The following is a 24634-nucleotide window of genomic DNA, read 5'->3' as shown; positions in this document are numbered from 1 at the left end:
ATAGAAATACAAGTACAAATCAGGTAAAATGTGACCTTTCTCAAATTTATGTGAATTTTATGATTGATTTTCGTCCTTTTTATCAACAAATTGCGACCACTAATTTATCGGCGTGGTTGGAAACATTGCCCTTGCAACTCAAACAATGGGAAAAACAAACTCATGGTGATTATGCTAAATGGGCAAAAATTGTAGATTTTTTACCGCACTTAACGGCTGATCAGATTGATTTAAAAACTGCGGTGAAATCGGTGCGAGATTTGCCATTATCAGACGGTGAACAACAGCGTTTGGTTTATCATCTTAAACAGCTTATGCCGTGGCGAAAAGGTCCTTATCATCTGTATGGCGTACATATTGATTGTGAATGGCGGTCAGATTTTAAATGGGATCGGGTATTACCGCATTTAGCCCCATTGCAAGATCGTACCATTTTAGATGTCGGCTGTGGCAGTGGTTATCACATGTGGCGAATGGTTGGCGAGGGGGCTAAAATGGTGGTCGGTATTGATCCGACAGAATTATTTTTATGCCAATTTGAGGCTGTTCGTAAACTGCTCAATCATGACCGCCGAGCGAATTTAATTCCTTTAGGCATTGAACAAATGCAACCGTTGGGTGTGTTTGATACGGTGTTTTCAATGGGCGTGTTATATCATCGTAAATCACCGTTAGATCACCTAAGCCAGCTGAAAGATCAGCTTCGCAAAGGGGGCGAGTTAGTGCTAGAAACCTTGGTGATTGATGGTGATGTGAATACAGTACTGGTGCCAGCAGATCGTTATGCCAAAATGAAAAATGTGTATTTTATCCCCTCTGTTGCCTGTTTGATTAACTGGTTACAAAAAGTCGGTTTTCGTCATGTGCGTTGTGTGGATGAAGCCGTGACCAGCTTAGATGAACAGCGTAAAACAGATTGGTTAGACAATGAAAGCCTGATTGATTTTTTAGATCCAGAAGATCACAGTAAAACTATTGAGGGCTACCCCGCACCGAAAAGGGCAGTGATTATTGCCAACAAATAAAATGGAATTAAGGTGCGAATAGCGATTTAATCACTCTAATTTGAAAGAGAAAATTTCTATATTAAAACAGTTAGTTAAAGGGAATTTTTTCAGTTATCTAGTATAGCCCCTTGATTTTTGTTGATAAAATCATCAAACTGGTAATGGAGCAGATCGGTTGTTGCTCTTGATGTCATGAATAACCTTAACCATCAAGGAGTTGTTATGAAAATCAAATTTACTTTATTATCTTTAGCGGCTGTGTTGAGTCTGTTCGCTACAACAGCATTTCCCAAACCAGAAATAACGCTACGCTTAGGGCTGGAGCCCTCAATAGACAGCCCGCAGGGAGTCGGTGCAAAAGAAATGGCAAAAGTCGCCGATGAGTTATCAAAGGGACAGATTGCCATTGAGCTGTATCCCGACCAACAGTTGGGAACAGGACCGCAAATGATAGAAATGGTCAAAAAAGGCGAACTGGATATTTTCCAGGGCGGAGCTGGGTTGTATTCATCAATGGAACCCCGCCTGAATGTGTTTGATATTCCGTATCTGTTTGATTCAGTCGAACAGGCTTATAAAGTCTTGGACAGTGATTTCGGGAAAGAAATGCTGGCGACACTCGAGCCTTACAATTTGAAAGGGTTGTCTTTCTGGGAAAACGGTATCCGTTCTGTGACCAGTAATGTTAAGCCGATTACCAAACCAGAAGATTTGGCAGGTCTAAAAATCCGCGTCATGCCGGCAAACCCCGTCCATGTCGATTTATGGAAAGGCGTAGGAGCAGAACCCGAACCGCTGCCTTACGGAGAAATTTACGGCAAATTGAAAAGCGGTGAGTTAGAAGCACAGGAACATCCGATTGCACCGATTTATACGGGCAAGTTCTATGAAGTGCAAAAATATCTTTCTTTAACCCAACATATGTATGGACCACTGATTCAGGTAATGAATTTGGAAAAATTTAATGCAATGCCGAAAGAAACGCAGGATATTCTGTTGAAAGCATCTTATGCGGGAGCAGTGAAAATGCGTCAGTTTTCCAATGAAAATGCAGCAAAATTCATTCAGGATATGAAACAGAAAGGCATGAAAATCAATGAGGTGGACACTGGACTGTTCCGCGAGAAAATGCGTCCTCTGGTGGAAAAACCTTATATAGAGAAAAACGGCGATGCGTGGCTGAAGAAGATCAATGCTTCAATTGAAGCCGATCGCAAGAAATAAACAATTTGCCACAGCCTTGTGTCTGGTGATACAAGGCTGTTTTTTTAATCTCTCAATACCTTTTCATATACCAAGATTTTTATCCTTTCAAAATAATTATGGCATACGTCATAAAAAACGGACATCAGGTTAAGGGAGTGGATATTATCTTTCTCTCGTAACATCCGTTAAAAATGAAACATTAACGTGTCCTAGTTTATGGTGTGCATTAACCCCAAATGGGAAATTTTTCAGCCATCTAGTACAGCCCCTTTATTATTTCACTTGATTAATCAAAAACTGAGTTAAAAGCCCAACAGGTCGTCCAGTCGCCCCTTTATTCGCCCCTTGTAACCAAGCTGTGCCAGCAATATCTAAATGTGCCCAAGGGTATTTGGTCGCAAAATTGGATAAAAACGCCCCCGCTGTAATGGCACCCCCAAAACGTCCGCCAATATTGGCTAAATCGGCAAAATTCGATTTAAGCTGCTCTTGATATTCTTCGCTTAACGGTAAACGCCATGCTTTATCTTGGCTTTGTTGTGAGGCTTGCAATAATTGGGCAGAAAGATCATCATCGCTCGAAACTAAACCACTGTTATGCTGACCTAATGCAATCATACAAGCCCCAGTTAAGGTGGCAATATCAATCACACATTCAGGATCAAAATGTTCAACGTAAGTCAATGTATCACACAATACTAAACGTCCCTCTGCATCAGTATTTAGCACTTCTACAGTTAATCCATTCATGGTGGTTAGAATATCACCGGGACGATAAGCATTGCCGTCAGGTAGGTTTTCACAACCTGCTAACACGCCAATCACATTGAGAGGTAATTGCAATTCAACTAAAGCGTTCATCACACCCAAGACACTCGCTGCACCGCACATATCGTATTTCATTTCGTCCATCTCAGCGGCTGGCTTAAGCGAAATACCGCCCGCATCAAAGGTTAATCCTTTTCCCACTAACACGATAGGTTTTGCATTGGGATTAGGGTGATTTTTATAGTCTAAAATACTCAGTTTAGCTTCATTGTGTGAACCACGCGAAACGGCTAAATAAGCGTTCATACCTAATTTCGCCATCTCTTTTTCATCTAACACGGTGGTGGTTAAAAGTGCGGTGTGTTTTTCAAGATTTTTTGCTTGTTCACTTAAATAGCTTGGTGTACACACATTCGGTGGGCAATTTGCCACATCTTTGGCTATTTTTACTCCTAAGGCAATGGCTTTCGCATGCTGAATAGCTTGTTCTGCTTGTGGCACATCAGTATGGAAAATAATTTCGCTTAATTTGTGTTGAACGTCGCTTTTCTTGCTTTTAAATTGATCGAAAATATAATCTTCAGTGGCAAAGGTTTCGAGGGCAAAACGAATATTCCAGTATAAATCACGATCTTTAATTTTTACATCGGTTAAGCCATTAACCAAGGTTTTGGTGGCGGTTTGTTTGACGAATTGCATCGCTTTTTGTGCAATCTGTTTAAATTCACGTTCGCTGATTTCACCTTGTTTGCCAGCTCCTACCAAAATTAAACGCTGCCCATTTTGGCGTAATAAACTGATTTGCCCGATTTTTCCTGAAATTTCACCGCACTTGATAAGCGAGCTAATTTCCCCTGTCTTATCAAATTGTTTGGCAGTATTTGACAGTTCGCCTTGTTCAAAAATAGCTAATAAAATGGCATCTGTACTGGAAAGTGCAGTGGTATTTGCTGAATATTTCATGTTGTTTCCTACTGTTTTTATGATTAAAAATACGCTATTATAACTGACTAGCTTTTAAGCCGACAGAGTGCGGTTTAAATTAACCAAATTTTTGTAAATTGCAAGTAAAATCTTGTAACGGAACACTTGCAATATTAGAACAGGCATAACGTGATTTTAAATAGATATTTAATAAAAGAAGTTTTCAAAAGCCAAGTGGCGATTTTGTTTATTTTACTTCTGATTTTCTTTTGTCAGCAATTAGTGAGAGTATTAGGCTCTGCTGCGAATGGTAAAGTGCCAGCAGATTTAGTGGTTTCTTTACTCGGGTTGGGTATGCCGACTATGGCACAGTTAATGTTACCCTTGTCGTTGTTTATTGCTATTTTATTAACCCTAGGACGACTCTATGCGGAAAGTGAAATTACCGTGATGCGTGCCTGTGGTGTAGGTTCTCGTTTATTAATTAAAGTGGTTTTATTGTTATCTATATTTACCGCTGGATTAGCTGCTTATAACGCCTTATGGTTGTCCCCTTGGGCGATTAAGAAACAAACAGAAATTGTGGAAGATGCTAAAGTAAATCCTCGTATGGCTGCTTTAAATTCAGGACAATTTATGTCTTCTGATAATGGTGATTTTGTATTATTTATCAATGAGATTAGTAATAATAAAATTCATGATGTGTATATTTTCCAAATGAAACCAAAGAAAAATTTTAAACCTTCGGTGGTGACTGCGGAAGTGGGTGAATTAACCTCTTTGCCAAATGGTGATCAGCTGTTAAGTTTGGAAAAAAGCCAACGTGTAGAGGGGACTGCTGTGTTACCTGATTTTAGAGTAACTAATTTTGATCAATACCACGCTTATTTAGGTCACAAAATCGCTGACTCAAAAGAATCTGATGAAGCAGCAGTATTAAATTTTAATGACTTACTCAACGTTAAATCTAGTGCTGCGAAAGCAGAATTACATTGGCGAATCACCTTGGTCTTAGCCGTACCATTAATGGCATTATTGGCAGTGCCATTAAGCCGTGTAAATCCGCGTCAAGGCAGATTTGCCAAAATTTTACCCGCACTTTTATTGTATTTAATCTATTTCTTAGCACAAAGTTCATTGAAATCAGCGGGAGGTGCTGGGAAATTAGATGCAGGTTTATGGATGCCATTAGTGAATGTCATTTTTCTGCTGTTAGGCATTGTGTTAAATAGTTGGGAAAGTGCTTTTATGTACAAAATTCGTAATATGCTAAACAAACCAAAGGTGGCATAGAAAAGTGATGATGAATACCTTAGAACGTTATATTGGTAAAAGTATTTTAGGCACAATTTTTGCGACTTTGCTCACCTTAGTGGGTTTATCTGCCATTATTAAATTTGTTGAACAATTTCGTAGCGTAGGAAAAGGTTCGTACGACAGTCTGCAAGCTATTTTATACACAGTGTTGACGATACCGAAAGATATTGAAACCTTTTTCCCTATGGCGGCTTTGCTTGGTGCATTAATTGCCTTGGGTAATTTAGCTAGTCGCAGTGAATTGGTGGTAATGCAATCAGCTGGTTTTTCTCGTTTAAAAATCGGTTTTGCTGTGATGAAAACCGCACTACCATTGGTTGTGTTAACTATGATTATTGGCGAGTGGGGGATTCCACAAACTGAACAATATGCACGAGATATGCGTGCCAAAGCAATTTCTGGTGGTTCTATGCTATCAGTAAAAAATGGTGTGTGGGCGAAAGACGGTAATGATTTTATTTTTGTTGGACGTATTAGCGAAGAAGCCAAATTAAATGATATTTATATTTATCATTTTAATGAAAATCATAAACTTGAACAGATGACTCATGCCAATCAGGGCGTTTATCAAGATGGTGAGTGGGTATTACAAAATATCAATACATCTACCATGGCGGAAGAACAGATCATTACCCAAAATAAACTTAATGATAAATGGAAAACTAATTTAACACCTGATAAGCTGGGTATTGTTTCTTTAAAACCTACATCACTATCAATTTCTGGTTTATCGGATTATATTAGTTTCTTAAAACAAACAGGACAAGACAGCAAGAAATTTGAATTAACTTTCTGGCGGAAATTATTTCAGCCAATTTCCGTTGGTGTGATGATGATGTTGGCGTTATCCTTTATTTTTGGACCATTGCGTAGTGTGACAGCAGGGGCAAGAATTGTGGCAGGGATTTGCTTTGGTTTCTTATTTTATGTGGTGAATGAGATTTTTGGTCCATTAAGTTTAGTTTATAGCGTTCCGCCATTGGTAGGGGCGTTAATGCCAAGTATCATGTTTTTGATTATTACTTGGTGGTTATTGAGTCGTAAGAGAGATTAATTACTAAATTATTATATACAAGGTCGCTTACCAAAACCGCATATAGAGTAGCTCACTAAATTTCTGATTGATTTTGTTTTTCTTGAAGTGCAGCCGAAATCGACTGCACTTTTCTATTTTCAATAACTAATGATTTTGTTATTTAATTACTCCGCAAGCCATTCTTGCTCCGCCACCGCCCAATGGTGCTGGGTGGTCTGAATGATTATCACTGCCTACGTGAATCATTAATGAATGACCTTTGATTTCGGCTAGAGTTTTGATGCGTGGAGCCAATACAGGATTATTGGCGTTCCCTTCCATATCGGTATATAGTGCGGGCAAATCACCTAGATGTGCTTCATCAGACCATGGAAAACCATGATTTTTTGTGTGATGTGGATCCCAGTGACCACCTGCCCCTAAACCAGCGGTTAATTTACCGTCTTTCTCTTTCGGTGCACAACTAGGGTTTTCGTGAATATGGAAACCGTGTAAACCAGCGGTCAGACCTTTTAATTCTGGAGTAAACACTAAACCGTATTTGGATTCTGTCACATAGACATGTCCAAGAGGTTTATTTCCATTTACTGGATCGAGTAATTCCATTTCTATGGTTAATGCGTTTTTATCTTTAACCTGATGCCCAGACTCATGATCGTGAGAATGTGCTGCTATTGGTAAAATAAAAGTCGCTAAACTTAAAGCTAATAATGTTTTCTTCATAACTTACCTCAAATGAATAATTATTTAGTGTAAAGTAATAGAAAACGACAATGAAATCCATATCATTTTCTTCGTCCAATAATATACAAACCAAGTTAATTATGCAAATCTAAATAATTTTTAATGGAAAATGAGTAGAAAATGGCAAATTATGCTCTTGATACATAATCCCCAGTCGCCACCCATTTATAAGTCGTCAATGCTTCTAACCCCATTGGACCTCGAGCATGTAATTTTTGTGTGCTTACGGCGACTTCTGCCCCTAAACCAAATTGACCACCGTCAGTAAATCTGGTACTGGCATTAATGTACACTGCTGCCGCATCGACCTGTGCTACAAAGTGTTGAGCCAGTTTTTGTGATTCAGTCAAAATAGCTTCGGAATGTTGGCTACCATATTCACGAATATGATTAATGGCTTGTTCAATATCTTTCACGATCACCACGTTTAAATCTTTGGATAACCATTCTTGGCGTAATTCTTGATCTTGCACAGCCACCACGTCTGCTCCTGCTTGTTGTAAAATAGAAAGTGCGGTGGAATCAGCGTGAAATTTTACCTGTTTAGCTTTTAAATGTGCTGCCAATTTAGGTAAAAATTGGCTAGCAATGCTTTCTTGTACTAACAAGGTTTCTAATGTATTACAGGTGCTAGGACGTTGAGTTTTGGCATTATCAATCACAGAAAGTGCTTTATTTTGATCCGCACTTTGTTCTACAAAGGTATGACAAACACCAATCCCACCTACTATCACAGGAATGGTGGAGTGTTGTTTACAAAGCTCGTGCAAACCCGCACCACCACGAGGGATAATCATATCCACATAACGATCGAGTTTGAGTAATTGCATCACTAAATCACGATTGGGATCCGTAATAGCTTGTACCGCAGTTTTGGGTAAACCTGCTTGTTCAAGGGCAGATTGTACCACTTCTACCAGCACTTTATTAGAATGTTGGGTTTCTTTCCCGCCACGTAAAATGACTGCATTCCCCGTTTTTAAACACAGGCTTGCCACATCAATCGTCACGTTAGGACGAGCCTCATAAATGGTACCAATCACGCCGAGTGGAACACGCACTCGTTCTAGTTTTAAACCACTATCCAATATGCCACCATCAATTAATTGTCCCACTGGATCGGTGAGCGAAATCACATGACGCACATCATTAGCAATGCCTGTTAAGCGTTCTGGTGTGAGCAATAAACGGTCAATAATAGCCTCACTTAAGCCCGCTTTTTTCGCATTGTCAATATCCTGTACATTGGCTTGTAGAATGCGATTTTGTTGCTGTTCTAACTGATCGGCAATCAAGGATAAGGCATGGTTTTTTTGTGGTTGAGAAAGTTGAGAAAGGATAAAAGAGGCTTGTTTGGCGGCTTTACCCATGGCAATTAAATCGGTCATTATGTTGTCCTGTTAATTTGTGCTTTGAATTTGTTGCCAAAGTTGGCGTTTCGCTTTGGAATCTTGTTTTAATGTGGTTAAATCTGGGCTTTGCCATAAGTGAGATGATTGTTCACATAATGGCAAAGTGCGGTCTATTTTTTCACGATTTTGACTGAGTAACCAATAAGTTACCTGTTGCGTTAGATTGAGATGATAGATCTGATCAAAATCAATAAATAGGCAGTCATTTGGTTTGATTTGATAACTTCGTAACACATCTTGTATAAAATCGACATCAGCTGATAGCGGTGTTTCTGAAATAATAATCAAACGGATATGTTCAGCTACTTGAATATATACCGCCCCTTTTAACGTGTCGGGACGGCGTAATTTCCATTGGGTAATACCCATTTGTTGTAACAGAAGATCTCGGCGGTTCAAAATTGTATCCACAAAAATAAAAAATTAGCTTTATTGTAAATAGGTTTTAGAGTTTCGTAAATAGATTGCGTATAATAGCGAAAATTTTATATAGGATCATTACTATGCTTAGTCTTGAAAGCCAAGTTTTACAACGTCATCTCGCTTTTTTTGAACATAAATCTGTTTTATTTGCTGGGGGAGTCAATGATGATTTTCCAATGCAAATTCGTTCGCAAGGAAAATCTGTCAAGATTTGGTCTTGTTATTTTGATTATGTGAACCGCTTAAAAGACAAAAGTGCGGTACATTTTGGCGAAATTTTTCAGGATCAAGCGGATTTGATAGTTTTTTATTGGACCAAGAATAAGCAAGAAGTGCAATTTCAGTTAATGCAATTATTAGCCCATTCGCCACTCAATCAAGAAATCTTGATTATTGGTGAAAATCGTTGTGGTGTGCGTTCGGTAGAAAAAATCCTCGCACCTTTTGGCGATATTGGCAAGATTGATAGTGCAAGACGTTGTGGACTTTATCATTTTTGTTTGCAAAAAGCACCGCAGTTTGATGTCGGGAGTTATTGGAAAACTTATCAAAATGCAAAATTAGGTGAGCTAAAAATTCAAAGTTTACCAGGGGTGTTTAGTGCGAATGAGCTGGATATGGGAACAGATTTGTTACTTTCAACTTTGAATCAGAAAATTTCGGGCGAAGTGATGGATTTAGGTTGTGGGGCTGGTGTTATTGGTGCTTTTATCAAACAACATAATCCGCAAATTAATTTAGTCATGAGTGATATTCACGCGATGGCGATTGCTTCGGCTAAACGGACGTTAGATGAAAATGGCTTGGCTGGTGAAGTGATGGCGAGTGATGTATTTTCTCATATTCAAGGTAAATTTGATTTGATTATTTCTAACCCTCCATTTCATGATGGCATTGATACGGCATATCAGGCGGTAACAACCTTAATTGAACAAGCAAAACAACATTTAAAAGCAGGTGGAGAATTGAGAATTGTAGCAAATGCGTTTTTGCCGTATGCGGATTTATTGGATCGGTATTTTGGTCGGCATCAGGTGTTGGCGAAGACGGGGAAGTTTAAGGTGTATTCGGTGAGTTTGTGATGGTTTAGCCCCGTACTCTCGTACGGGGTTAAGCATGGTTACGCTACGCCGTAGCTTTTTTATACTAAGATGCGGAGCATCGTCATTTGCTTAGCCCTGTACGCTAGTGCAGGGCGGAACACATTTATTCTTTCCTCAACAAAAACACCCCATGCTCACTCAAATGCACAAATGCACTTTCCGCATTCGGGTCAAAATCTTCAGGATTACAATTCACCAACAAATCCTTACCTCCCCAATCTGCTACAATTTCCCAATGATTACCCATATACACCGCAGTTTTAATCTGGCATTGTTGACTGGCTTCGCCTTGGTGTTTTAAGCGGATAGCTTCAGGACGTACACCCACCAAACAACTACCATCGGGCAAACCAAATTGAGCAGCGTTTGGCAAATGGAATTGATAGCCGTTAATCGTTACTTGATTTTGTGATACTGAACCGTCAAAAATACTGCTTTCGCCCATAAAGTTGGCTAAAAATAGCGAATTAGGACGTAAATACAGCTCTTTGGCTGGGGCTTTTTGCATAATTTTGCCTTTGTGCATTACGATCACTTCGTCTGACACTGCAAAGGCTTCGGTTTGATCGTGGGTGACATAAAGGGACGTAATGCCTAAACTTTGTTGTAATTCACGGATTTTTTCCCGCATAGAACGGCGTAAATTGGCATCTAAGTTACTTAACGGCTCATCAAATAACAACACTTTGGGCTTTAATACTAAGGCACGTGCCAAGGCAACACGTTGTTGTTGACCGCCTGAAATTTGATCTACAAAGCGATCTTCAAAACCTGCCAAGTCCACCAATTCCAAGGCTTCTTTGACTCGTTGTTTACGTTCTTCACCGCTTACGCCCTGCATCCGCAAGCCATAACCCACGTTATCACCGATAGACATATGCGGAAATAACGCATAGGATTGAAACACAATACAAATATCCCGATTTTGGATGGACGATTTTGTCACATCTTCGCCATCAATAAAAATTTGCCCAGAAGTCGGGTTTTCTAATCCTGCCACTAACCGCAACACGGTAGTTTTACCGCAACCAGATGGACCAAGTAATGTCACCATTGTGCCACGTTTAATGGTTAAATCTAAATTATCAATGACAACCGCTTTGCCAAAGGCTTTAGTGATATTTTTTAATACTAAGAAATCTTGACTCATAATTTTACAACCTTTATTAATTCATTTTTTTCGCTTTGGAACGAGAAATGCGAGTGTCGCCCACGATCCAGTCAAAGAATAAGATAATCGCCATCATCACCACGATTAAAATAGAACCATAAGCAATGGCAATGCCGTATTCGCCGTCTTCGACACGGTTTAAAATATAGGCGGTTGCTACTCGGGTGTCGGCGGTGACTAAGAAAATAATCGCACTCACGGTAGTCATTGCTCGCACGAAACTAGTGACCAGAGCGGACAATAATGCTGGTTTAAGTAATGGGAATACAATATACCAAATGGTTTTAAACGAACTACCTTTTAAAGACAGAGACGCTTCATCAAGGGATTTATCCAACTGTCCTAAACCTGCAATAGCGGCACGCATCCCAATCGGCAAGTCACGCATTACCATTGAAATAATCACGATAATGCTGGTGCCAGTGATATACATTGGAGCATCGTTAAAGGCTAAAATATAAGACACCCCTGCCACCGTCCCTGGCACGGCAAAGCAAAGCATGGTGAGAAATTCCAATGTTTTTTTGCCTTGGAAATCTTTTCGCACCACGATATAGGCAATCAACAAGCCGAAAAGGGCGGTGAGCGGAGCAGCAATACCTGCGTAGAACATCGTATTGAGTAGAGATGGCCACGCCCCATCGCTTAATCCTTGACCGAATAATAACGCATAGTTTCTGGTGGTTAAGGTGTAATCCACGCCCCAGTTGACGGTGAAACTGCCGTAGAAAATACTGCCGTATAATGCCAAATTAAACACAATCCAAAAGGCTAACATGGTAATAATTGTCCATTTCAAGCCTTGTGGCAAATCTTGCACATCGCCACGATAGGATTTGCCCGACACCGTCACATAGGAACGGTTGCCGATCCAAATATATTGCACCACGAAAATCAGCAAGGAAAAAATCAGCAACATTGAACCCAGCGTACTTGCCGAAGCATAATCCAACTGTGAACCTGCAATATAGAAATAAATTTGGGTCGCAATCACATCAAAGCTACCACCTAGCACTAACGGATTACTAAAATCCGCCAAGGATTGAATAAATACAATCAAAAATGAGTTCGCCAAGGCAGGGCGGAGCAGTGGGAAAATGATATTGTAGAACGTTTGATAGCGGTTGGCTCGTAGAGTGTAGGACGCTTCTTCAATAGACGGGTGAATAGATTTCAATGCACCATCTAAAATCATAAAGGAAATTGGGGCGAACGCCAAAATCTGTGCAATGGCAATACCGTTAAAACCATATAACCAGTTATGATTAGTAAAGCCTAGATAGTCGTTTAAAAATTCAGTCACATAGCCTGAACGTCCAAGCATTAAGGTTACCCCAAGACCAACTACAAATGGCGGTGTAACAATCGGTAAAATTGAGAAAATTTTACCAATAAATGCTGTGCGTTTGGCAATTCGGGTGGTGTAAAGTGCAAATGCTAATCCAAAGATAGTAGAAACTATCCCAACAAAGCCTGATAATAATAGGGAATTGCCAATTACTCGCACAATATAATTTTGGCTTAAAATGCGTAATACTTGTTGTGGTGCAAAAGTATCGCCGTCATAAAACATTGATACGAAAATCGCCACTGTGGGATACACAATGAAGAAGAAAATTAATAAGATGATAGCCAAAATTGAACCAATAATAAATTTATCCCCTTGCATGATTTTCAATTTTGCTAAAGCAAAAGTAGCAATAGCGGAAAGCGTACAAATGAGAATAAGCACAGAGTAGCCCATGGATATTTTGTAAATCATTGCACTGATGAACAAAAATAAAAAGTTAAAAGCAACTAAAGCTAATTCTGTTTTGGCTTGCTTTTCTGTTGGTAAATTTAGTTTTGGAATAATTAAAAAGCCAACTAATGGCAAAAACCATAAAATAGTTAAATTAAATGATGACCAACCCATGGCATCATAAAATTCATCATCGGTACTTTCAAGTAAGCCATAATCTAAGGCTTGAGATGGCAGTAGCAAAAAAGCAATAAAAGCTAACAACAGCCAAAAATTAGCTGTTTGGGTAAAAGGAATTTTTGCGGAATTCATACAACCTCGCAATTAGAATGGAAAAATTTTTGTTTTTTAACCGCACTTTAATCCCCGATTTTAATAAAAAGTGCGGTTCTTTTTTAAGAAGATTTTTTATTTCGCTAATTTAACCTCTTGCACCCATTTTTCAATTAGGCGTTTGCGTTCAGCACTATCACCATATTTCTCAAAATCATAATTGATTAGGTTTAACTTGGTTGGATCAAATGCTGTTGGAGATTGTTCAGCAGTAGTATTAGTGAGAGTTTGGTGAGAATTACCTTTACGCCAAGCGGTTTCTTGTCCTTCTTTGGAAAGCACAAAATCGACAAATAATTTTGCATTGTCAATATTTCTTGAACCTTTGATAATACTTAAACCGCCCAATTCATAGCCAGTACCTTCACAAGGCACAATCAATTCCACTGGAGCCCCTGCTTGTTTTTGCACGGCGTAATCATGTAAGAAACCGATACCAATGGTTGCTTCACCACGAGCAGCACTGTTAGACGGGGTGATACCTGATTTGGTGTATTGGGAAATATTTGGGTGTAATTGTTTGAAATAATCAAATGCACCTTGTTCACCCCAAAGTTGCACAAAGGTCGCAATGGCGGTGTAAGCGGTGCCAGAACTTTGTGGATCGGCGATTTGAATTTCACCTTTTAAACGTGGATCGGTTAAATCTTTCCAGCATTTTGGCACCTCGGTAATACCCAATTTTTTTAAACGCTCAGTATTTACGCCATAGCCCAAAATTCCCATATAAATAGCAGATACATAATGCCCTTTAATTTTGGCAGGATCTTGGAATCTCTCAACTACCTCTTTGATATGTTCAGATTGATAAGGTTCTAATAACCCCATTTCAGCCGCTTGAGCTTGTGGATCGAATGTACCGCCGTACCATACATCGGCTTGTGGATTATTTTTTTCCGCTTCTACTTTCGCAAAAGTTGAACCTGAACCGTTACGAATAAAAGCCGTTTTGACATCATATTTTTTACCAAACGCCTGTGTTTCTGCTTCGCACATTTCGTTAGTCGCACTACAATAAACCACCAAACGACCTTTGGCGAGAGCTTGAGTAGATAGCATTAAACCTGCACCTAAAAGTGCGGTGGAAATAGCAAAAGAAATTTTATTGAATTTCATAGGATACCCCATTTTGTTGAATTAAATGTTAAAATACTCTCATATAATAACGATTTTAACGATTTGATTCTGTGAGATAAATCACAAAAATGAAAATTGAAAGAAATAATGTTCCTTGTAAAAATAATACTTTTCCCATTTTGGGAAGTGGGTTATAATGACTCAAAATTAAATAAAGGGTGAGTTTATGGATATTCTCGGTAAAGAACGATTAGAAGATTACGCACAACTTCATCCTAATGCTCGATCTTCTATTGAAGATTGGATTTTAGCCATGGAAACCAGTACTTTTAATACACCACAGGAGATGAAAAACCGCTTTTCAAGCGTGGATATTTTACCTAAAAATCATTGTATTTTTAACATAAATGGCAATCATCATCGATTATTTGTGAAAGTGGTTTATGTGGCGAACAGTCTAATCGTAAAATGGATTGGTACTCATGCAGAATATGATAAAAAAGATTTTAACAAACTCTCAAAAGGAGAATAATCATGTGGACTGTGATTAAAAATAGAACGCAATATAATGAGGCAATGGAGCGTATCTCCGCACTGGCGGAGATGGATTTAACTCAAGGTACGCCTGAATTTGCGGAATTCGAATTACTTTCCTTGTTAATCAAACATTACGAATCGGAAAAATATCCAACAGTAAAAACTGATCCCGTGAGAGCCATTAAGTTTGTGATGGAACAAAATCAGTTAACCCCGAAAGATATGACGTTGTATTTAGGTTCACTTTCTCGTGTATCTGAAATTTTAAATTACAAAAGAAAGCTTACACTGGATATGATCAGAAAACTCAATCAAGGATTACATATTCCCCTTGATCTGCTGGTAGATGATTATTCCATAGAGAAATCGCCAGCACTTAAATCAACACTTGATATGCCTTTGACATCGGCATTGGCATAGAATAAACCATTTATTAGCGAGAACAGGATATGTCTAAAAATTTAAGCTGTATCATTATCGCCATTGCGGGAGCCTCCGCATCAGGTAAAAGTCTAATTGCTTCCACGGTTCATCGTGAGTTATGTGAAGAATTAGGCTGTGAGGATATTGGCATTATTGCCGAAGATAGTTATTACAAAGATCAAAGTCATTTGGATTTTGAAACCCGTATAAAAACCAATTATGATCATCCAAATTCTATGGATAGAGAATTATTAGTTAGCCACTTAAAAGCCTTAAAATCAGGTCAATCTGTCGATATTCCTGTTTATAGTTATGTGGAGCATACTCGCACCGATAAAGTCACCCATTTCACCCCGAAAAAAATCGTGATTTTAGAAGGGATTTTATTGCTTACTGATGAAAATGTACGTAAGGAATTAGCCATGTCGGTGTTTATCGATACGCCATTAGATATTTGTTTTATTCGCCGTTTACAGCGTGATATGGTGGAACGTGGGCGGTCGATGGAGTCGGTGATTGAGCAATATCGTGCCACAGTTAGACCGATGTTTTTACAATTTATTGAGCCGTCTAAACAATATGCTGATGTCGTGATTCCGCGTGGTGGTAAGAATCGTATAGCTATTAATATGTTAAAGGCTCAAATTTTAAATTTATTAGGTAAATAGGGGCGTGCAAAAAATGAGATTATGTGATACCGATATTGAAAAATATTTAGATGAAGGCATTATTTCCCTAACGCCTCGACCTGATAATAGCAAAATTAACGGGGCAACCATTGATGTGCGGTTGGGCAATTCTTTCCGTGTATTTCGTGAACACAGTGCGCCTTTTATTGATGTCAGCGGTCCAAAGGAAGCCGTGGCGGCACAATTAGATTTAGTGATGAGCGATGAAATTATTATCGGCAATAATGAAGCCTTTTATTTGCACCCAGGTGTGCTTGCGTTAGCCACGACTTTAGAGAGTGTGAAATTGCCTGCTAATGTGATTGGCTGGCTTGATGGGCGTTCTTCTTTGGCGCGTTTAGGCTTAATGGTACATGTTACCGCACATCGTATTGATCCTGGTTGGGAAGGCAAAATTGTGTTGGAATTTTATAATTCGGGCAAATTACCGTTGGCGTTGCGTCCGAATATGATTATCGGGGCGTTGAGTTTTGAAATTTTGAGCGGTAATGCGGCTCGTCCTTACACTAGCCGTGAAGATGCTAAATATAAACACCAACAAAGTGCGGTGGCGAGCCGAATTAATCAGGATAAATAATCAATGCTAAAAAAAATAAGTGCGGTGCTTTTTATTGTTATTTTTGCATTTATCGCCTTTCTTTATGTACAGAAAGGTAAAATAGAGCAAAAATTCACCGCACTTTTGGCAGAAAATGCGGTGAAAACCAGCAAAATTGAATTTCGTCTTTTCCCGCCTGTAATGGTGGAATTAAACGATGTACATTATGTTTTTGCTGAAAATAAACGACTTGTCGCTCAATCCTTGCGTGCTGAATTAAACTTGTGGTATTTGTTACAAGGGGAAATGAATTTACAATCTTTCCATCTAACTCAAGGGCAAGTGTTCTATACAGATTCAACGATTCCTGATTTAACTGAGCTACAAGTGGATCTCCGTCCTGATTTTCCCCTTTCTTTACAGGATTTATCCGTTTGGTTGAAATCTTTTCATTCCAATCATGTAACATTACCTAGGGTAAATATAGATTTATCGGCGGAAACGGCACAAAATGACCAAATTAAACTTAAATCACAATTTGCCGTTGCTTTGAATAAAATTCAGTTTGCAGCATTAGATAGCCAGCTCGTATTAAGCAATAAACGCTTGTTTAACCAAAACAAATTGGCGTTACAAGCCGAGCAAGGTTTCTTGATTTTTACTCCGAATCATTATATTGCCACCTTTGTTCACCCTGTATTTAATCAGATTAAATTAGACGAAATCCAAGCAGAAGTCGATGCTCAAACGGATTTATCGGTATCAGTGCAAGTTTCTCAACAGGCACAAAATACGGCATTGTCATTAAATTTAAACCAACAGCAAGATAGCTATGTTTGGACGGTAACAGGCACGCAATTACCCCTAGAAAGTTGGCTAACAGCCTTTAATATTGCTGAATTAGTCAGCGGCAATGCCAATGTAGAAATGCGGTTATTTTCCGATGAGATAATGCCAAAACAGGGCGATGTTGAGATAGATGTTACAGACGGCAAAGTGAAAGGCTTGAATGTGTTGCAATTAATCAGTCAATATACCCCGATTAATTTTGATGAAACGGCTAAAAATATGGATACCAATTTTGATGTGGCTCAAGCTAAATTTCACTGGCAACCTACTTTTATTCAGGTTGATGAAGCGAAGTTACAACACCGCTATTTTATTTTACAAAGCCAAGGTATGGTGGATTTAACCCAAAATCGCTGTGATTTCCGTGCTAATATTGCGGTGAATGACCAGCGTTATCAAGCGTTAGCCTTGCCTGTGCGATTCTTTGGCAGTTGTCAATCACCTGAATATAAAGTGGAAATCAACCGCAGTTTTCGCGATCAGTTAAAGAATTTTATTAAAGAGAAATTAAAATAATGTTAGATGCGAAAAAAATAGACCGCGTAGCTTCTTTGCGTGTGGTAGCCATGGCATTTGCCGCTTTTGTGTTTAATACCACCGAATTTGTACCAGTCGCACTGCTATCGGACATTGCCAACAGTTTTGCCATGGACGTAGCAGAAACGGGGTTGATGATTACGGTTTATGCTTGGATTGTATCCTTGGCATCTTTGCCGTTAATGTTGGCAACAGCGAAATTAGAACGTCGTGGTTTATTGCTTAAAGTCTTTATTTTATTTGTGTCAAGCCATCTATTATCGGTATTGGCATGGAATTATTGGGTACTATTATTGGCTCGTATGGGCATTGCTTTTGCTCATGCGATTTTCTGGTCAATTTCGGTGGCAATGGCAATGCGAGTCGCACCAAAAGGCAAGCAAACACAAGCCTTAGGCATGATCGCCATGGGATCTGCCATGGCAATGGTATTAGGCTTACCAATAGGGCGAATTATTGGTCAATGGTTAGGTTGGCGAGCGACTTTTGCGGTGCTTGGTGTGGTGGCGTTTGCGATCATGCTGATTCTAGCAAATTTGTTACCACGTTTACCGAGTCGCAATGCTGGTTCATTGTCGAGTTTACCATTATTGGCAAAACGTCCGTTATTAATCGCTACCTATATTGTGGTGATGTTGATTGTTACCGCCCATTTTACCGCTTATAGTTATATTGAACCTTTTGTGATGAATATTAGCCAGTTAAGTGAAAATACAGCCACCCTGATTTTGCTGGTTTTTGGCGTAGCAGGATTTACCGCCAGCTTCTTATTCAGCCGCCTTTATCGCTTTTTCCCAACGGGTTTTGTGATTGTGGCACTCGCCATTATCACCGGCTCATTGTTCACCTTTTACCTTGTGAGCGATCATGTCACCTTGCTGTTCGTGCAAATCTTCATCTGGGGCATCGGTATCTCCGCCATGACTTTGGGCTTACAAATGCGAGTATTGCAGTTAGCCCCCGATGCCACTGATGTTGCTACCTCCATTTTCTCTGGCATTTATAATATTGGGATTGGTGCAGGGGCATTAGTGGGTAATCAAGTCATGCAACACTGGGGTTTAGCGAATATTGGGTTTGTAGGATCGGCTGTTGGTGGAGGGGCTGTTTTAGTTTTTGTGTTGAGTTGGTTGAAATATCGTCAGCGTTAAATTTATAATGTAAACCTTACGTTAAAATATAAAAAGTTTCAATTATACTTGAAACTTTTTATGGTAATTATTCTAAATGAATTGATTGATTTTCTGCCATAGTGGTAAAATTTTTATCAACAAACTTCGCTATAATTTTTCCCTGCATTTTGTTAGAATAAATGCCAATATTATCGCCCGATTTAAGAGACTGGAATGCTAAAATTTACGAATTTTTCTCAATTGCTTACTGCCCTAAACTTCGCCAAAAATGGCAACATTTATACTAAAACCTTTGCCAACGGTGTGCAACTGCAAGCGGATTTTGACAAAAAAGAACTGATTTATCCTGATGACTTAATCATCAACCAACGCCAAACCTGCAACTTCTCCGACCCTGAAAATTTTGTCGTGTTTGAATGCGTCCATCGTTTATTGGAAAAAGGCTATCAACTACGCCATATTGAATTAGAAAAACAGTGGTCATTGGGTCATACGCAAAAAAGTGGGCGTGCGGATATTACTGTGTATGCCGATGACGACAAGCGTATCCTGATGATTATAGAGTGCAAAACCTTTGGACATGAATACAATAATGCCTTAAAAATTCTGCAAAATGACGGCGGTCAATTATTCAGCTATTGGCAACAGGATAAAAGCGTAAAATGGCTGAGCTTGTACGCGTCTGATATTAGCGAAAACGGCGAAATTATTTACAAAAACGATATTATCAACTGCCAAGATGATGCCAACCTGTTAAGCGTGGCAAAAAATGATGACAGCATTTTACTTTATGCCAACGCCCATAATGCCCCCAAACTACACCAAGTTTGGAGCAAAACTTATTTACAACAATTACACCAAGGTTTGATTTTTGGCGAAGACAGCACGGCGTACAACATCGGCATTGCCCCCTTACGCAAAAAAGACCTGCAAGAGTTTAATCCTGACGACAAAATCATCAATCAGTTTGAAGAAATCTTACGCCACAATGCCGTGTCCGATAAAGAAAACGCCTTTAACCGCTTGATTGCCCTATTTATTACCAAACTAGTGGACGAAAGCAATAAGGACGACAATACAGAGATAGATTTTCAATATAAAGTAGGGCAAGACACCTACGAAACCTTGCAAGACCGCCTGCAACAGCTTTATGTGCAAGGAATGCAAGAATTTATGGGCGAAGAAATTTATTACACGCCTTTAAACTATGCCGAACGCTTATTTGAACAATATCAAGGCAAAAATCGCAAAGAAGCAATTAACGACCTAAAAGAAACCATTCGCAAATTAAAATTTTACAGCAACAGCGATTTTGCATTTAAAGATGTGCATAATGAAGAATTATTTTTGCAAAACGGTAAAATTTTAGTGGAAATGGTGCAACTGTTTGAAAAATATAAAATTGTCTATGGGGCAAAACACCAGTTTTTGGGCGATTTGTTTGAGCAATTATTGAACAAAGGCTTTAAACAAAACGAAGGGCAATTTTTCACGCCACAGCCGATTACTCGTTTTATTTGGGACAGTTTGCCATTACACAAAATCATCGCAAAAAATAATCAAGCCTACCCCAAAGTGATTGATTATGCTTGCGGTTCAGGGCATTTTTTGACCGAAGCGGTAGAAGCCATTAACGCTGCCAAGCCCAAAGAAAAAGAAAGCAACGACTGGGCAAGAGATGCCATTTTCGGCATAGAAAAAGATTACCGTTTGGCACGTGTGTCCAAGGTGTCTATGTTTATGAATGGGGCTGGCGAAAGCAATATTATTTTTGGTGATGGTTTGGATAATGGCAAAGGCATTGCTAACGAACAATTTGATATTTTGGTGGCTAATCCGCCTTATTCGGTGCAAGCCTTTAAAGGGCATTTAAAACTCAAAAACAACGACTTGCAATTATTGGACAGCATCAGCAATAACGGTGGCGAGATTGAAGTGTTGTTTTGTGAACGCATTGGGCAGTTGTTAAAATCTGGCGGTGTCGGTGCGGTGATTTTGAAGCAAACAGTTTTAACTCATAAACAACGTAGTTATACTGCTGCAAGAGAATTGATTTTAAATCAGTTTTATATTCGTGCGATTGTGAATTTCCAAAGTAAAACATTTGCTAAAACAACAACGGTTACAAGTGTTTTATTTTTAGAAAAAATGCCTTATCCGCCGAAAAAAGAGCGTTTAGCCCTTGATATTGCCAACGCCATTTTGAGTAAAGATGATTTAACAGCGTGGAATGATAATGCCGTGTATCAGGCTTATTTACAGCAAATAGGTGTGCCCCAAGACGAATACGACCAAGTGCGGTTACAATCTGCGGACTTTTCGCAAATAAACGCACTGCAAAGCGAATATTTGCAAACTCAATTTAGCGATATTTTGGCGAAAATAAAACTGAATAAAAGCGAAGAAAAAAACAAAACGCCTGATGAAATCAACGAACTCAAAGCTCAAAAAGCCCTAAATCTTTTTGCCGAGTTAGAACAAGAAAAAATCCGCTATTTTGCCCTAACTTATCAGCATAATACGCTGATTATTAACGCCCCAAGCAACAACGATAAGCAAAAAGAGTTTTTGGGTTATAGTTGGGGTAATGGAAACCGAAATGAAGGTATTCAAATTAGTCAGGCAGGCGGAAAGCTGTATGACGACAAAAACCGCTTTGCCGAAAATACGCTTGCTCATTATATCCGTGAAATGTTTTACCCAAGCGAGCGTTTCAGGCTGCCGGAAATTATCAGAGATTTAAGCGAATATGCTTATTATGTAAATACAGCAGATATGTTGGATTTTAGTCTAAGCAGTTTTAATAAAACTATTCGCACCAGTGTGAAGAAAGTGGAGATTGTGAGTAAGTTTCCGCTGGTGAAATTAGCTGATTATATAGAAACACTAGGCGGTTTATGGACTGGTGAAAAGCCCCCTTTTAAAACGGTTAAAGTTATCAGAAATACAAATTTCACAATGAAGGGCGAATTGAAATTAGATAATGTGGCTGAAATTGAAGTTGAAGTAAATGCTTTTAATAAACGCAAATTATTAAATGGCGATATTATCATTGAAAAATCAGGTGGCAGTGAAACACAAGCAGTTGGTCGTGTTGTTTTATTTGATTTAGAAACTAATGAAGATTACGCATATTCAAATTTCACCACTAGATTACGAGTAAATAATCCGAGTTTATTACCTAAATTTTTGCATATTTATTTAAATGATTTTTATCAGCAGGGTTACACTTTTGATTTACAAAATGGTGCGAGTGGATTGAAAAATTTGGATTTAAATCGTTATGTAGAAACTAAAATCCCCCTACCGCCCTTAGATATTCAACAAAAGATTATTGATGAATGTAAAAAGGTAGATGATGAATACGAAACCAGCCGAATGGCAATAGAAACCTACCGCCAAAAAATCGCCCAGATTTTTGATGATTTAGAAGTGGTGAAAAATTCCGTATCGGGGGGTAAATAACTTTAAAATCAATGAGTTATGCGAAATCAATCAATATTCTATTACACCAAATTTGGAAACTGAATATCGTTATATTGATATTGAAGCGGTTGAAAATGGCACAGGTAAATTTAGTATTGAACAATCAATCATTGGTAAAAATTTACCGTCAAGAGCAAGACGCTTAGCAAAAACAGGTTCAACGATTATTTCAACTGTTAGACCAAATTTGAAAGGTTTTGCCTATGTTGAAAAAGAAATTGAAAATGGTATTTTCTCAACAGGTTTTGCGATTTTGAATAGTAAAAATACCGATGTATTGTTAGATAAAATGGTGTTTTATACCTTTATGTATTCTAAAAATATGATGCAACAAATGGAACACGCAATGCCAAAAGGGCAATACCCAAGCATTAACAAAACAGACATTGAGAATTTTATGTTTACCGTAATGCCAATCGAAACCCAACAATCCATCGTCGCCCAAATCAGCGAATACGAAGATAAAATCCGTGAAGCTGAGCAAGTGATTGCAAGCACGGCAGAGAAGAAAAAGGGGATTTTGGAGAAGTATTTGTAAATTTTAATCTATTCCGATACTATCAAGGATAAAATTGCGGTGTAAAAAACGTCAATTTTTTACACCGCACTTTTTCCCTACCTTTTCGATTTCTTAATAAACTTCATCAATCGTTTCCGTTTGCGTAACTGTGTAGGCGTTAGCATATTACGTTTGCCTGCAAAAGGGTTATTGCCCTCTTGGAATTGAATTCGAATTGGGCTGCCGATAATTTTTAGGCTACGGCGGTAATAGTTGGATAAATAGCGTTTGTAACTGTCAGCCAGTTTATCCATTTGGTTGCCGTGTACCACAATAATTGGTGGATTGTAGCCACCAGGGTGAGCGTATTTGAGTTTAATACGGCGACCATTGGCGAGTGGTGGTTGGTGTTCTTCCGTTGCCATTTGTAAAATACGAGTGAGTAGGGAAGTGGTCATTTTCTGGGTAGCACAAGCATAGGCTTCTTGTACTGATTCAAATAAATTGCCTACGCCACTGCCGTGTAAGGCGGAGATAAAATGTACTCGGGCGAAGTCAATAAAATCTAAACGGCGATCCAGTTCGGATTTGACCCGATCTTTGACTTCTTGATCTAAGCCGTCCCACTTATTCACCACGATCACCAGTGAACGTCCAGCGTTTAAAATAAAGCCAAGTAAGGATAAGTCTTGAACAGAAATCCCCTCTCTGGCATCAATGGTGAGTAACACTACATTGGCATCTTGAATAGCTTGTAAGGTTTTGATCACCGAGAATTTTTCTACGGTTAAATGCACTTTGCCACGTTTGCGTACGCCAGCGGTGTCGATAATGGTGTAATGTTGCCCGTCACGCTCCATGGGAATATAAATACTATCTCTTGTAGTACCTGGTAAATCGTAAACCACGACTCGATCTTCGCCTAAAATACGGTTAGTTAGTGTAGATTTGCCTACATTTGGACGACCGACAATGGCGATTTTGATATTTTTATTTTCAGGTTGCTCGCTTTCTTCTTCAAGGGCCTCATCTAAAAGTGCGGTGTCATTTTCATCAGAAAAATCAAACTCTTGATCCCATTCGTCTTGCTCTGTATCAGAATCTTCATCATTTTTCACCGCACTTTCTGCGGTGTTAAATTGTGCCGCAAAAGGGGCAAGCACGTCTTCAATTAATTGGGTCACACCACGCCCTTGTGATGCAGCGATTTGAGCAATTTCACCTAAGCCGAGTTGATAAAATTCCGCACAATGGGAATCTGCATCAAGTCCATCAGTTTTGTTTGCTACAACCACGGTAGTTTTATTTTGGCGTTGGCGTAAATAGTTGGCAATCCCAATATCTGCTGGGGTTAAGCCAGCACGAGCATCTACAAGGAACAGCACAACATCTGCTTCTTCAATGGCAAGTAAAGATTGTTCTGCCATTTTTTCTTCTACACCTTCTTCCGTGCCATCGATACCACCAGTGTCGATAACAATAAAATCGTAACCAGCTACATTGGCTTGCCCGTATTTGCGATCTCGAGTTAAACCTGGAAAATCCGCTACCAAGGCATCACGGGTGCGAGTTAAACGGTTAAATAGAGTTGATTTGCCCACGTTCGGGCGACCGACTAGGGCAACGACTGGAGTAGATTGGGTAATATCTGTTGTCATAGAAACCTTAAATTTATTTGATA

General features: G+C 39.0%; 21 protein-coding genes. 13 read left to right on the top strand and 8 right to left on the bottom strand.

Annotated elements, in window-relative coordinates; genetic code table 11:
* Nucleotides 1-59: 59 nt before the first annotated feature.
* Both cmoB and O1Q81_RS08355 read left to right on the top strand, forming a co-directional pair.
* Nucleotides 60-1025 carry a tRNA 5-methoxyuridine(34)/uridine 5-oxyacetic acid(34) synthase CmoB gene (gene cmoB, locus O1Q81_RS08360; RefSeq protein WP_386697041.1) on the top strand — a complete coding sequence of 322 codons (966 nt, stop codon included), beginning with the start codon at nt 60-62 and terminating at the stop codon, nt 1023-1025.
* 204 nt (nt 1026-1229) lie between these two features.
* Entirely contained in the window at nt 1230-2231 is a 1002-nt protein-coding gene (locus O1Q81_RS08355) for a TRAP transporter substrate-binding protein (protein WP_386697038.1), read from the top strand.
* A gap of 255 nt (nt 2232-2486) precedes the next feature.
* On the opposite strand, the gene O1Q81_RS08350 is transcribed toward O1Q81_RS08355, so the two are convergent.
* Nucleotides 2487-3944: a leucyl aminopeptidase gene (locus tag O1Q81_RS08350; RefSeq protein ID WP_386697035.1), complete on the bottom strand. Its 1458-nt coding sequence runs from the start codon at nt 3942-3944 to the stop codon at nt 2487-2489.
* Between the two features lie 150 nt (nt 3945-4094).
* On the opposite strand from O1Q81_RS08350, the gene lptF reads away from it, so the two are divergent.
* Nucleotides 4095-5198: an LPS export ABC transporter permease LptF gene (gene lptF, locus O1Q81_RS08345; RefSeq protein ID WP_386686866.1), complete on the top strand. Its 1104-nt coding sequence runs from the start codon at nt 4095-4097 to the stop codon at nt 5196-5198.
* Nucleotides 5199-5205: 7 nt separating this feature from the next.
* A complete protein-coding gene (gene lptG, locus O1Q81_RS08340; protein ID WP_386697032.1) occupies nt 5206-6276 on the top strand; it encodes an LPS export ABC transporter permease LptG in 1071 nt (356 codons plus the stop codon).
* 138 nt (nt 6277-6414) lie between these two features.
* On the opposite strand, the gene sodC is transcribed toward lptG, so the two are convergent.
* From sodC to O1Q81_RS08325, 3 genes are all read right to left on the bottom strand, one after another.
* On the bottom strand, nt 6415-6981 hold the full coding sequence (gene sodC, locus O1Q81_RS08335) for a superoxide dismutase [Cu-Zn] SodC (protein WP_386697029.1): 567 nt from the start codon (nt 6979-6981) through the stop codon (nt 6415-6417).
* Between the two features lie 149 nt (nt 6982-7130).
* Nucleotides 7131-8390: a glutamate-5-semialdehyde dehydrogenase gene (gene proA, locus O1Q81_RS08330; protein ID WP_386697026.1), complete on the bottom strand. Its 1260-nt coding sequence runs from the start codon at nt 8388-8390 to the stop codon at nt 7131-7133.
* A gap of 12 nt (nt 8391-8402) precedes the next feature.
* Nucleotides 8403-8813, bottom strand: coding sequence for a DNA polymerase III subunit psi (locus tag O1Q81_RS08325; RefSeq protein ID WP_386690262.1), 411 nt, complete (start codon nt 8811-8813; stop codon nt 8403-8405).
* A 104-nt stretch (nt 8814-8917) separates the two neighbouring features.
* Here O1Q81_RS08325 and rsmC point away from each other — a divergent pair, with 104 nt between their 5' ends.
* Nucleotides 8918-9919, top strand: a complete 1002-nt coding sequence (gene rsmC, locus O1Q81_RS08320; RefSeq protein WP_386697023.1) for a 16S rRNA (guanine(1207)-N(2))-methyltransferase RsmC — start codon at nt 8918-8920, stop codon at nt 9917-9919.
* Nucleotides 9920-10043: 124 nt separating this feature from the next.
* On the opposite strand, the gene fbpC is transcribed toward rsmC, so the two are convergent.
* The 3 genes from fbpC to O1Q81_RS08305 all read right to left on the bottom strand — a co-directional run bounded on the left by fbpC (nt 10044) and on the right by O1Q81_RS08305 (nt 14301).
* A complete protein-coding gene (fbpC, locus tag O1Q81_RS08315; protein WP_386698633.1) occupies nt 10044-11093 on the bottom strand; it encodes a ferric ABC transporter ATP-binding protein in 1050 nt (349 codons plus the stop codon).
* 13 nt (nt 11094-11106) lie between these two features.
* The gene (locus O1Q81_RS08310) at nt 11107-13164 is read right to left on the bottom strand and encodes an ABC transporter permease (RefSeq protein ID WP_386697021.1); all 2058 of its coding nucleotides are present in this window, start codon (nt 13162-13164) and stop codon (nt 11107-11109) included.
* Nucleotides 13165-13260: 96 nt separating this feature from the next.
* Nucleotides 13261-14301 carry an ABC transporter substrate-binding protein gene (locus O1Q81_RS08305; protein ID WP_386692760.1) on the bottom strand — a complete coding sequence of 347 codons (1041 nt, stop codon included), beginning with the start codon at nt 14299-14301 and terminating at the stop codon, nt 13261-13263.
* A 187-nt stretch (nt 14302-14488) separates the two neighbouring features.
* On the opposite strand from O1Q81_RS08305, the gene O1Q81_RS08300 reads away from it, so the two are divergent.
* From O1Q81_RS08300 to O1Q81_RS08265, 8 genes are all read left to right on the top strand, one after another.
* On the top strand, nt 14489-14794 hold the full coding sequence (locus tag O1Q81_RS08300) for a type II toxin-antitoxin system HigB family toxin (RefSeq protein ID WP_386686846.1): 306 nt from the start codon (nt 14489-14491) through the stop codon (nt 14792-14794).
* Nucleotides 14795-14796: 2 nt separating this feature from the next.
* Complete coding sequence (locus O1Q81_RS08295) at nt 14797-15219, top strand: type II toxin-antitoxin system HigA family antitoxin (protein ID WP_386697019.1); 423 nt, start codon at nt 14797-14799, stop codon at nt 15217-15219.
* 29 nt (nt 15220-15248) lie between these two features.
* Entirely contained in the window at nt 15249-15890 is a 642-nt protein-coding gene (gene udk, locus O1Q81_RS08290; protein WP_386697017.1) for a uridine kinase, read from the top strand.
* Between the two features lie 13 nt (nt 15891-15903).
* Nucleotides 15904-16488, top strand: coding sequence for a dCTP deaminase (gene dcd / locus O1Q81_RS08285; RefSeq protein ID WP_386694361.1), 585 nt, complete (start codon nt 15904-15906; stop codon nt 16486-16488).
* A gap of 3 nt (nt 16489-16491) precedes the next feature.
* Nucleotides 16492-17814, top strand: a complete 1323-nt coding sequence (locus O1Q81_RS08280; RefSeq protein ID WP_386697015.1) for a hypothetical protein — start codon at nt 16492-16494, stop codon at nt 17812-17814.
* The gene (locus O1Q81_RS08275) at nt 17814-18986 is read left to right on the top strand and encodes a sugar transporter (RefSeq protein ID WP_386697013.1); all 1173 of its coding nucleotides are present in this window, start codon (nt 17814-17816) and stop codon (nt 18984-18986) included. Before O1Q81_RS08280 ends, O1Q81_RS08275 begins: the two co-directional genes overlap by 1 nt.
* A gap of 195 nt (nt 18987-19181) precedes the next feature.
* Nucleotides 19182-22433, top strand: a complete 3252-nt coding sequence (locus O1Q81_RS08270) for an N-6 DNA methylase (protein WP_386697010.1) — start codon at nt 19182-19184, stop codon at nt 22431-22433.
* Nucleotides 22411-22992, top strand: a complete 582-nt coding sequence (locus tag O1Q81_RS08265; protein WP_386698631.1) for a restriction endonuclease subunit S — start codon at nt 22411-22413, stop codon at nt 22990-22992. The genes O1Q81_RS08270 and O1Q81_RS08265 overlap by 23 nt, the downstream gene beginning before the upstream one ends.
* Before the next feature lie 77 nt (nt 22993-23069).
* Here O1Q81_RS08265 and der read toward each other — a convergent pair whose 3' ends face one another.
* The gene (der, locus tag O1Q81_RS08260) at nt 23070-24611 is read right to left on the bottom strand and encodes a ribosome biogenesis GTPase Der (protein ID WP_386697006.1); all 1542 of its coding nucleotides are present in this window, start codon (nt 24609-24611) and stop codon (nt 23070-23072) included.
* Between the last annotated feature and the right edge of the window lie 23 nt (nt 24612-24634).

Origin of the sequence: Lonepinella sp. MS14436, from assembly GCF_042470565.1 — a bacterium.
GTDB lineage: Bacteria > Pseudomonadota > Gammaproteobacteria > Enterobacterales > Pasteurellaceae > Lonepinella.
Note: the sequence above shows the minus strand (reverse complement) of the source record. Positions and strands in the feature narration are given on the sequence as shown.

Coding starts and splice junctions, on each gene's coding strand:
- O1Q81_RS08350 (WP_386697035.1), bottom strand. CDS start 3,944: ATGAAATATTCAGCAAATACCACTGCACTTTCCAGTACAGATGCCATT.
- O1Q81_RS08295 (WP_386697019.1), top strand. CDS start 14,797: ATGTGGACTGTGATTAAAAATAGAACGCAATATAATGAGGCAATGGAG.
- O1Q81_RS08305 (WP_386692760.1), bottom strand. CDS start 14,301: ATGAAATTCAATAAAATTTCTTTTGCTATTTCCACCGCACTTTTAGGT.
- rsmC (WP_386697023.1), top strand. CDS start 8,918: ATGCTTAGTCTTGAAAGCCAAGTTTTACAACGTCATCTCGCTTTTTTT.
- O1Q81_RS08355 (WP_386697038.1), top strand. CDS start 1,230: ATGAAAATCAAATTTACTTTATTATCTTTAGCGGCTGTGTTGAGTCTG.
- O1Q81_RS08280 (WP_386697015.1), top strand. CDS start 16,492: ATGCTAAAAAAAATAAGTGCGGTGCTTTTTATTGTTATTTTTGCATTT.
- O1Q81_RS08275 (WP_386697013.1), top strand. CDS start 17,814: ATGTTAGATGCGAAAAAAATAGACCGCGTAGCTTCTTTGCGTGTGGTA.
- O1Q81_RS08270 (WP_386697010.1), top strand. CDS start 19,182: ATGCTAAAATTTACGAATTTTTCTCAATTGCTTACTGCCCTAAACTTC.
- O1Q81_RS08310 (WP_386697021.1), bottom strand. CDS start 13,164: ATGAATTCCGCAAAAATTCCTTTTACCCAAACAGCTAATTTTTGGCTG.
- udk (WP_386697017.1), top strand. CDS start 15,249: ATGTCTAAAAATTTAAGCTGTATCATTATCGCCATTGCGGGAGCCTCC.
- lptG (WP_386697032.1), top strand. CDS start 5,206: ATGATGAATACCTTAGAACGTTATATTGGTAAAAGTATTTTAGGCACA.
- cmoB (WP_386697041.1), top strand. CDS start 60: ATGATTGATTTTCGTCCTTTTTATCAACAAATTGCGACCACTAATTTA.
- der (WP_386697006.1), bottom strand. CDS start 24,611: ATGACAACAGATATTACCCAATCTACTCCAGTCGTTGCCCTAGTCGGT.
- sodC (WP_386697029.1), bottom strand. CDS start 6,981: ATGAAGAAAACATTATTAGCTTTAAGTTTAGCGACTTTTATTTTACCA.
- O1Q81_RS08300 (WP_386686846.1), top strand. CDS start 14,489: ATGGATATTCTCGGTAAAGAACGATTAGAAGATTACGCACAACTTCAT.
- proA (WP_386697026.1), bottom strand. CDS start 8,390: ATGACCGATTTAATTGCCATGGGTAAAGCCGCCAAACAAGCCTCTTTT.
- dcd (WP_386694361.1), top strand. CDS start 15,904: ATGAGATTATGTGATACCGATATTGAAAAATATTTAGATGAAGGCATT.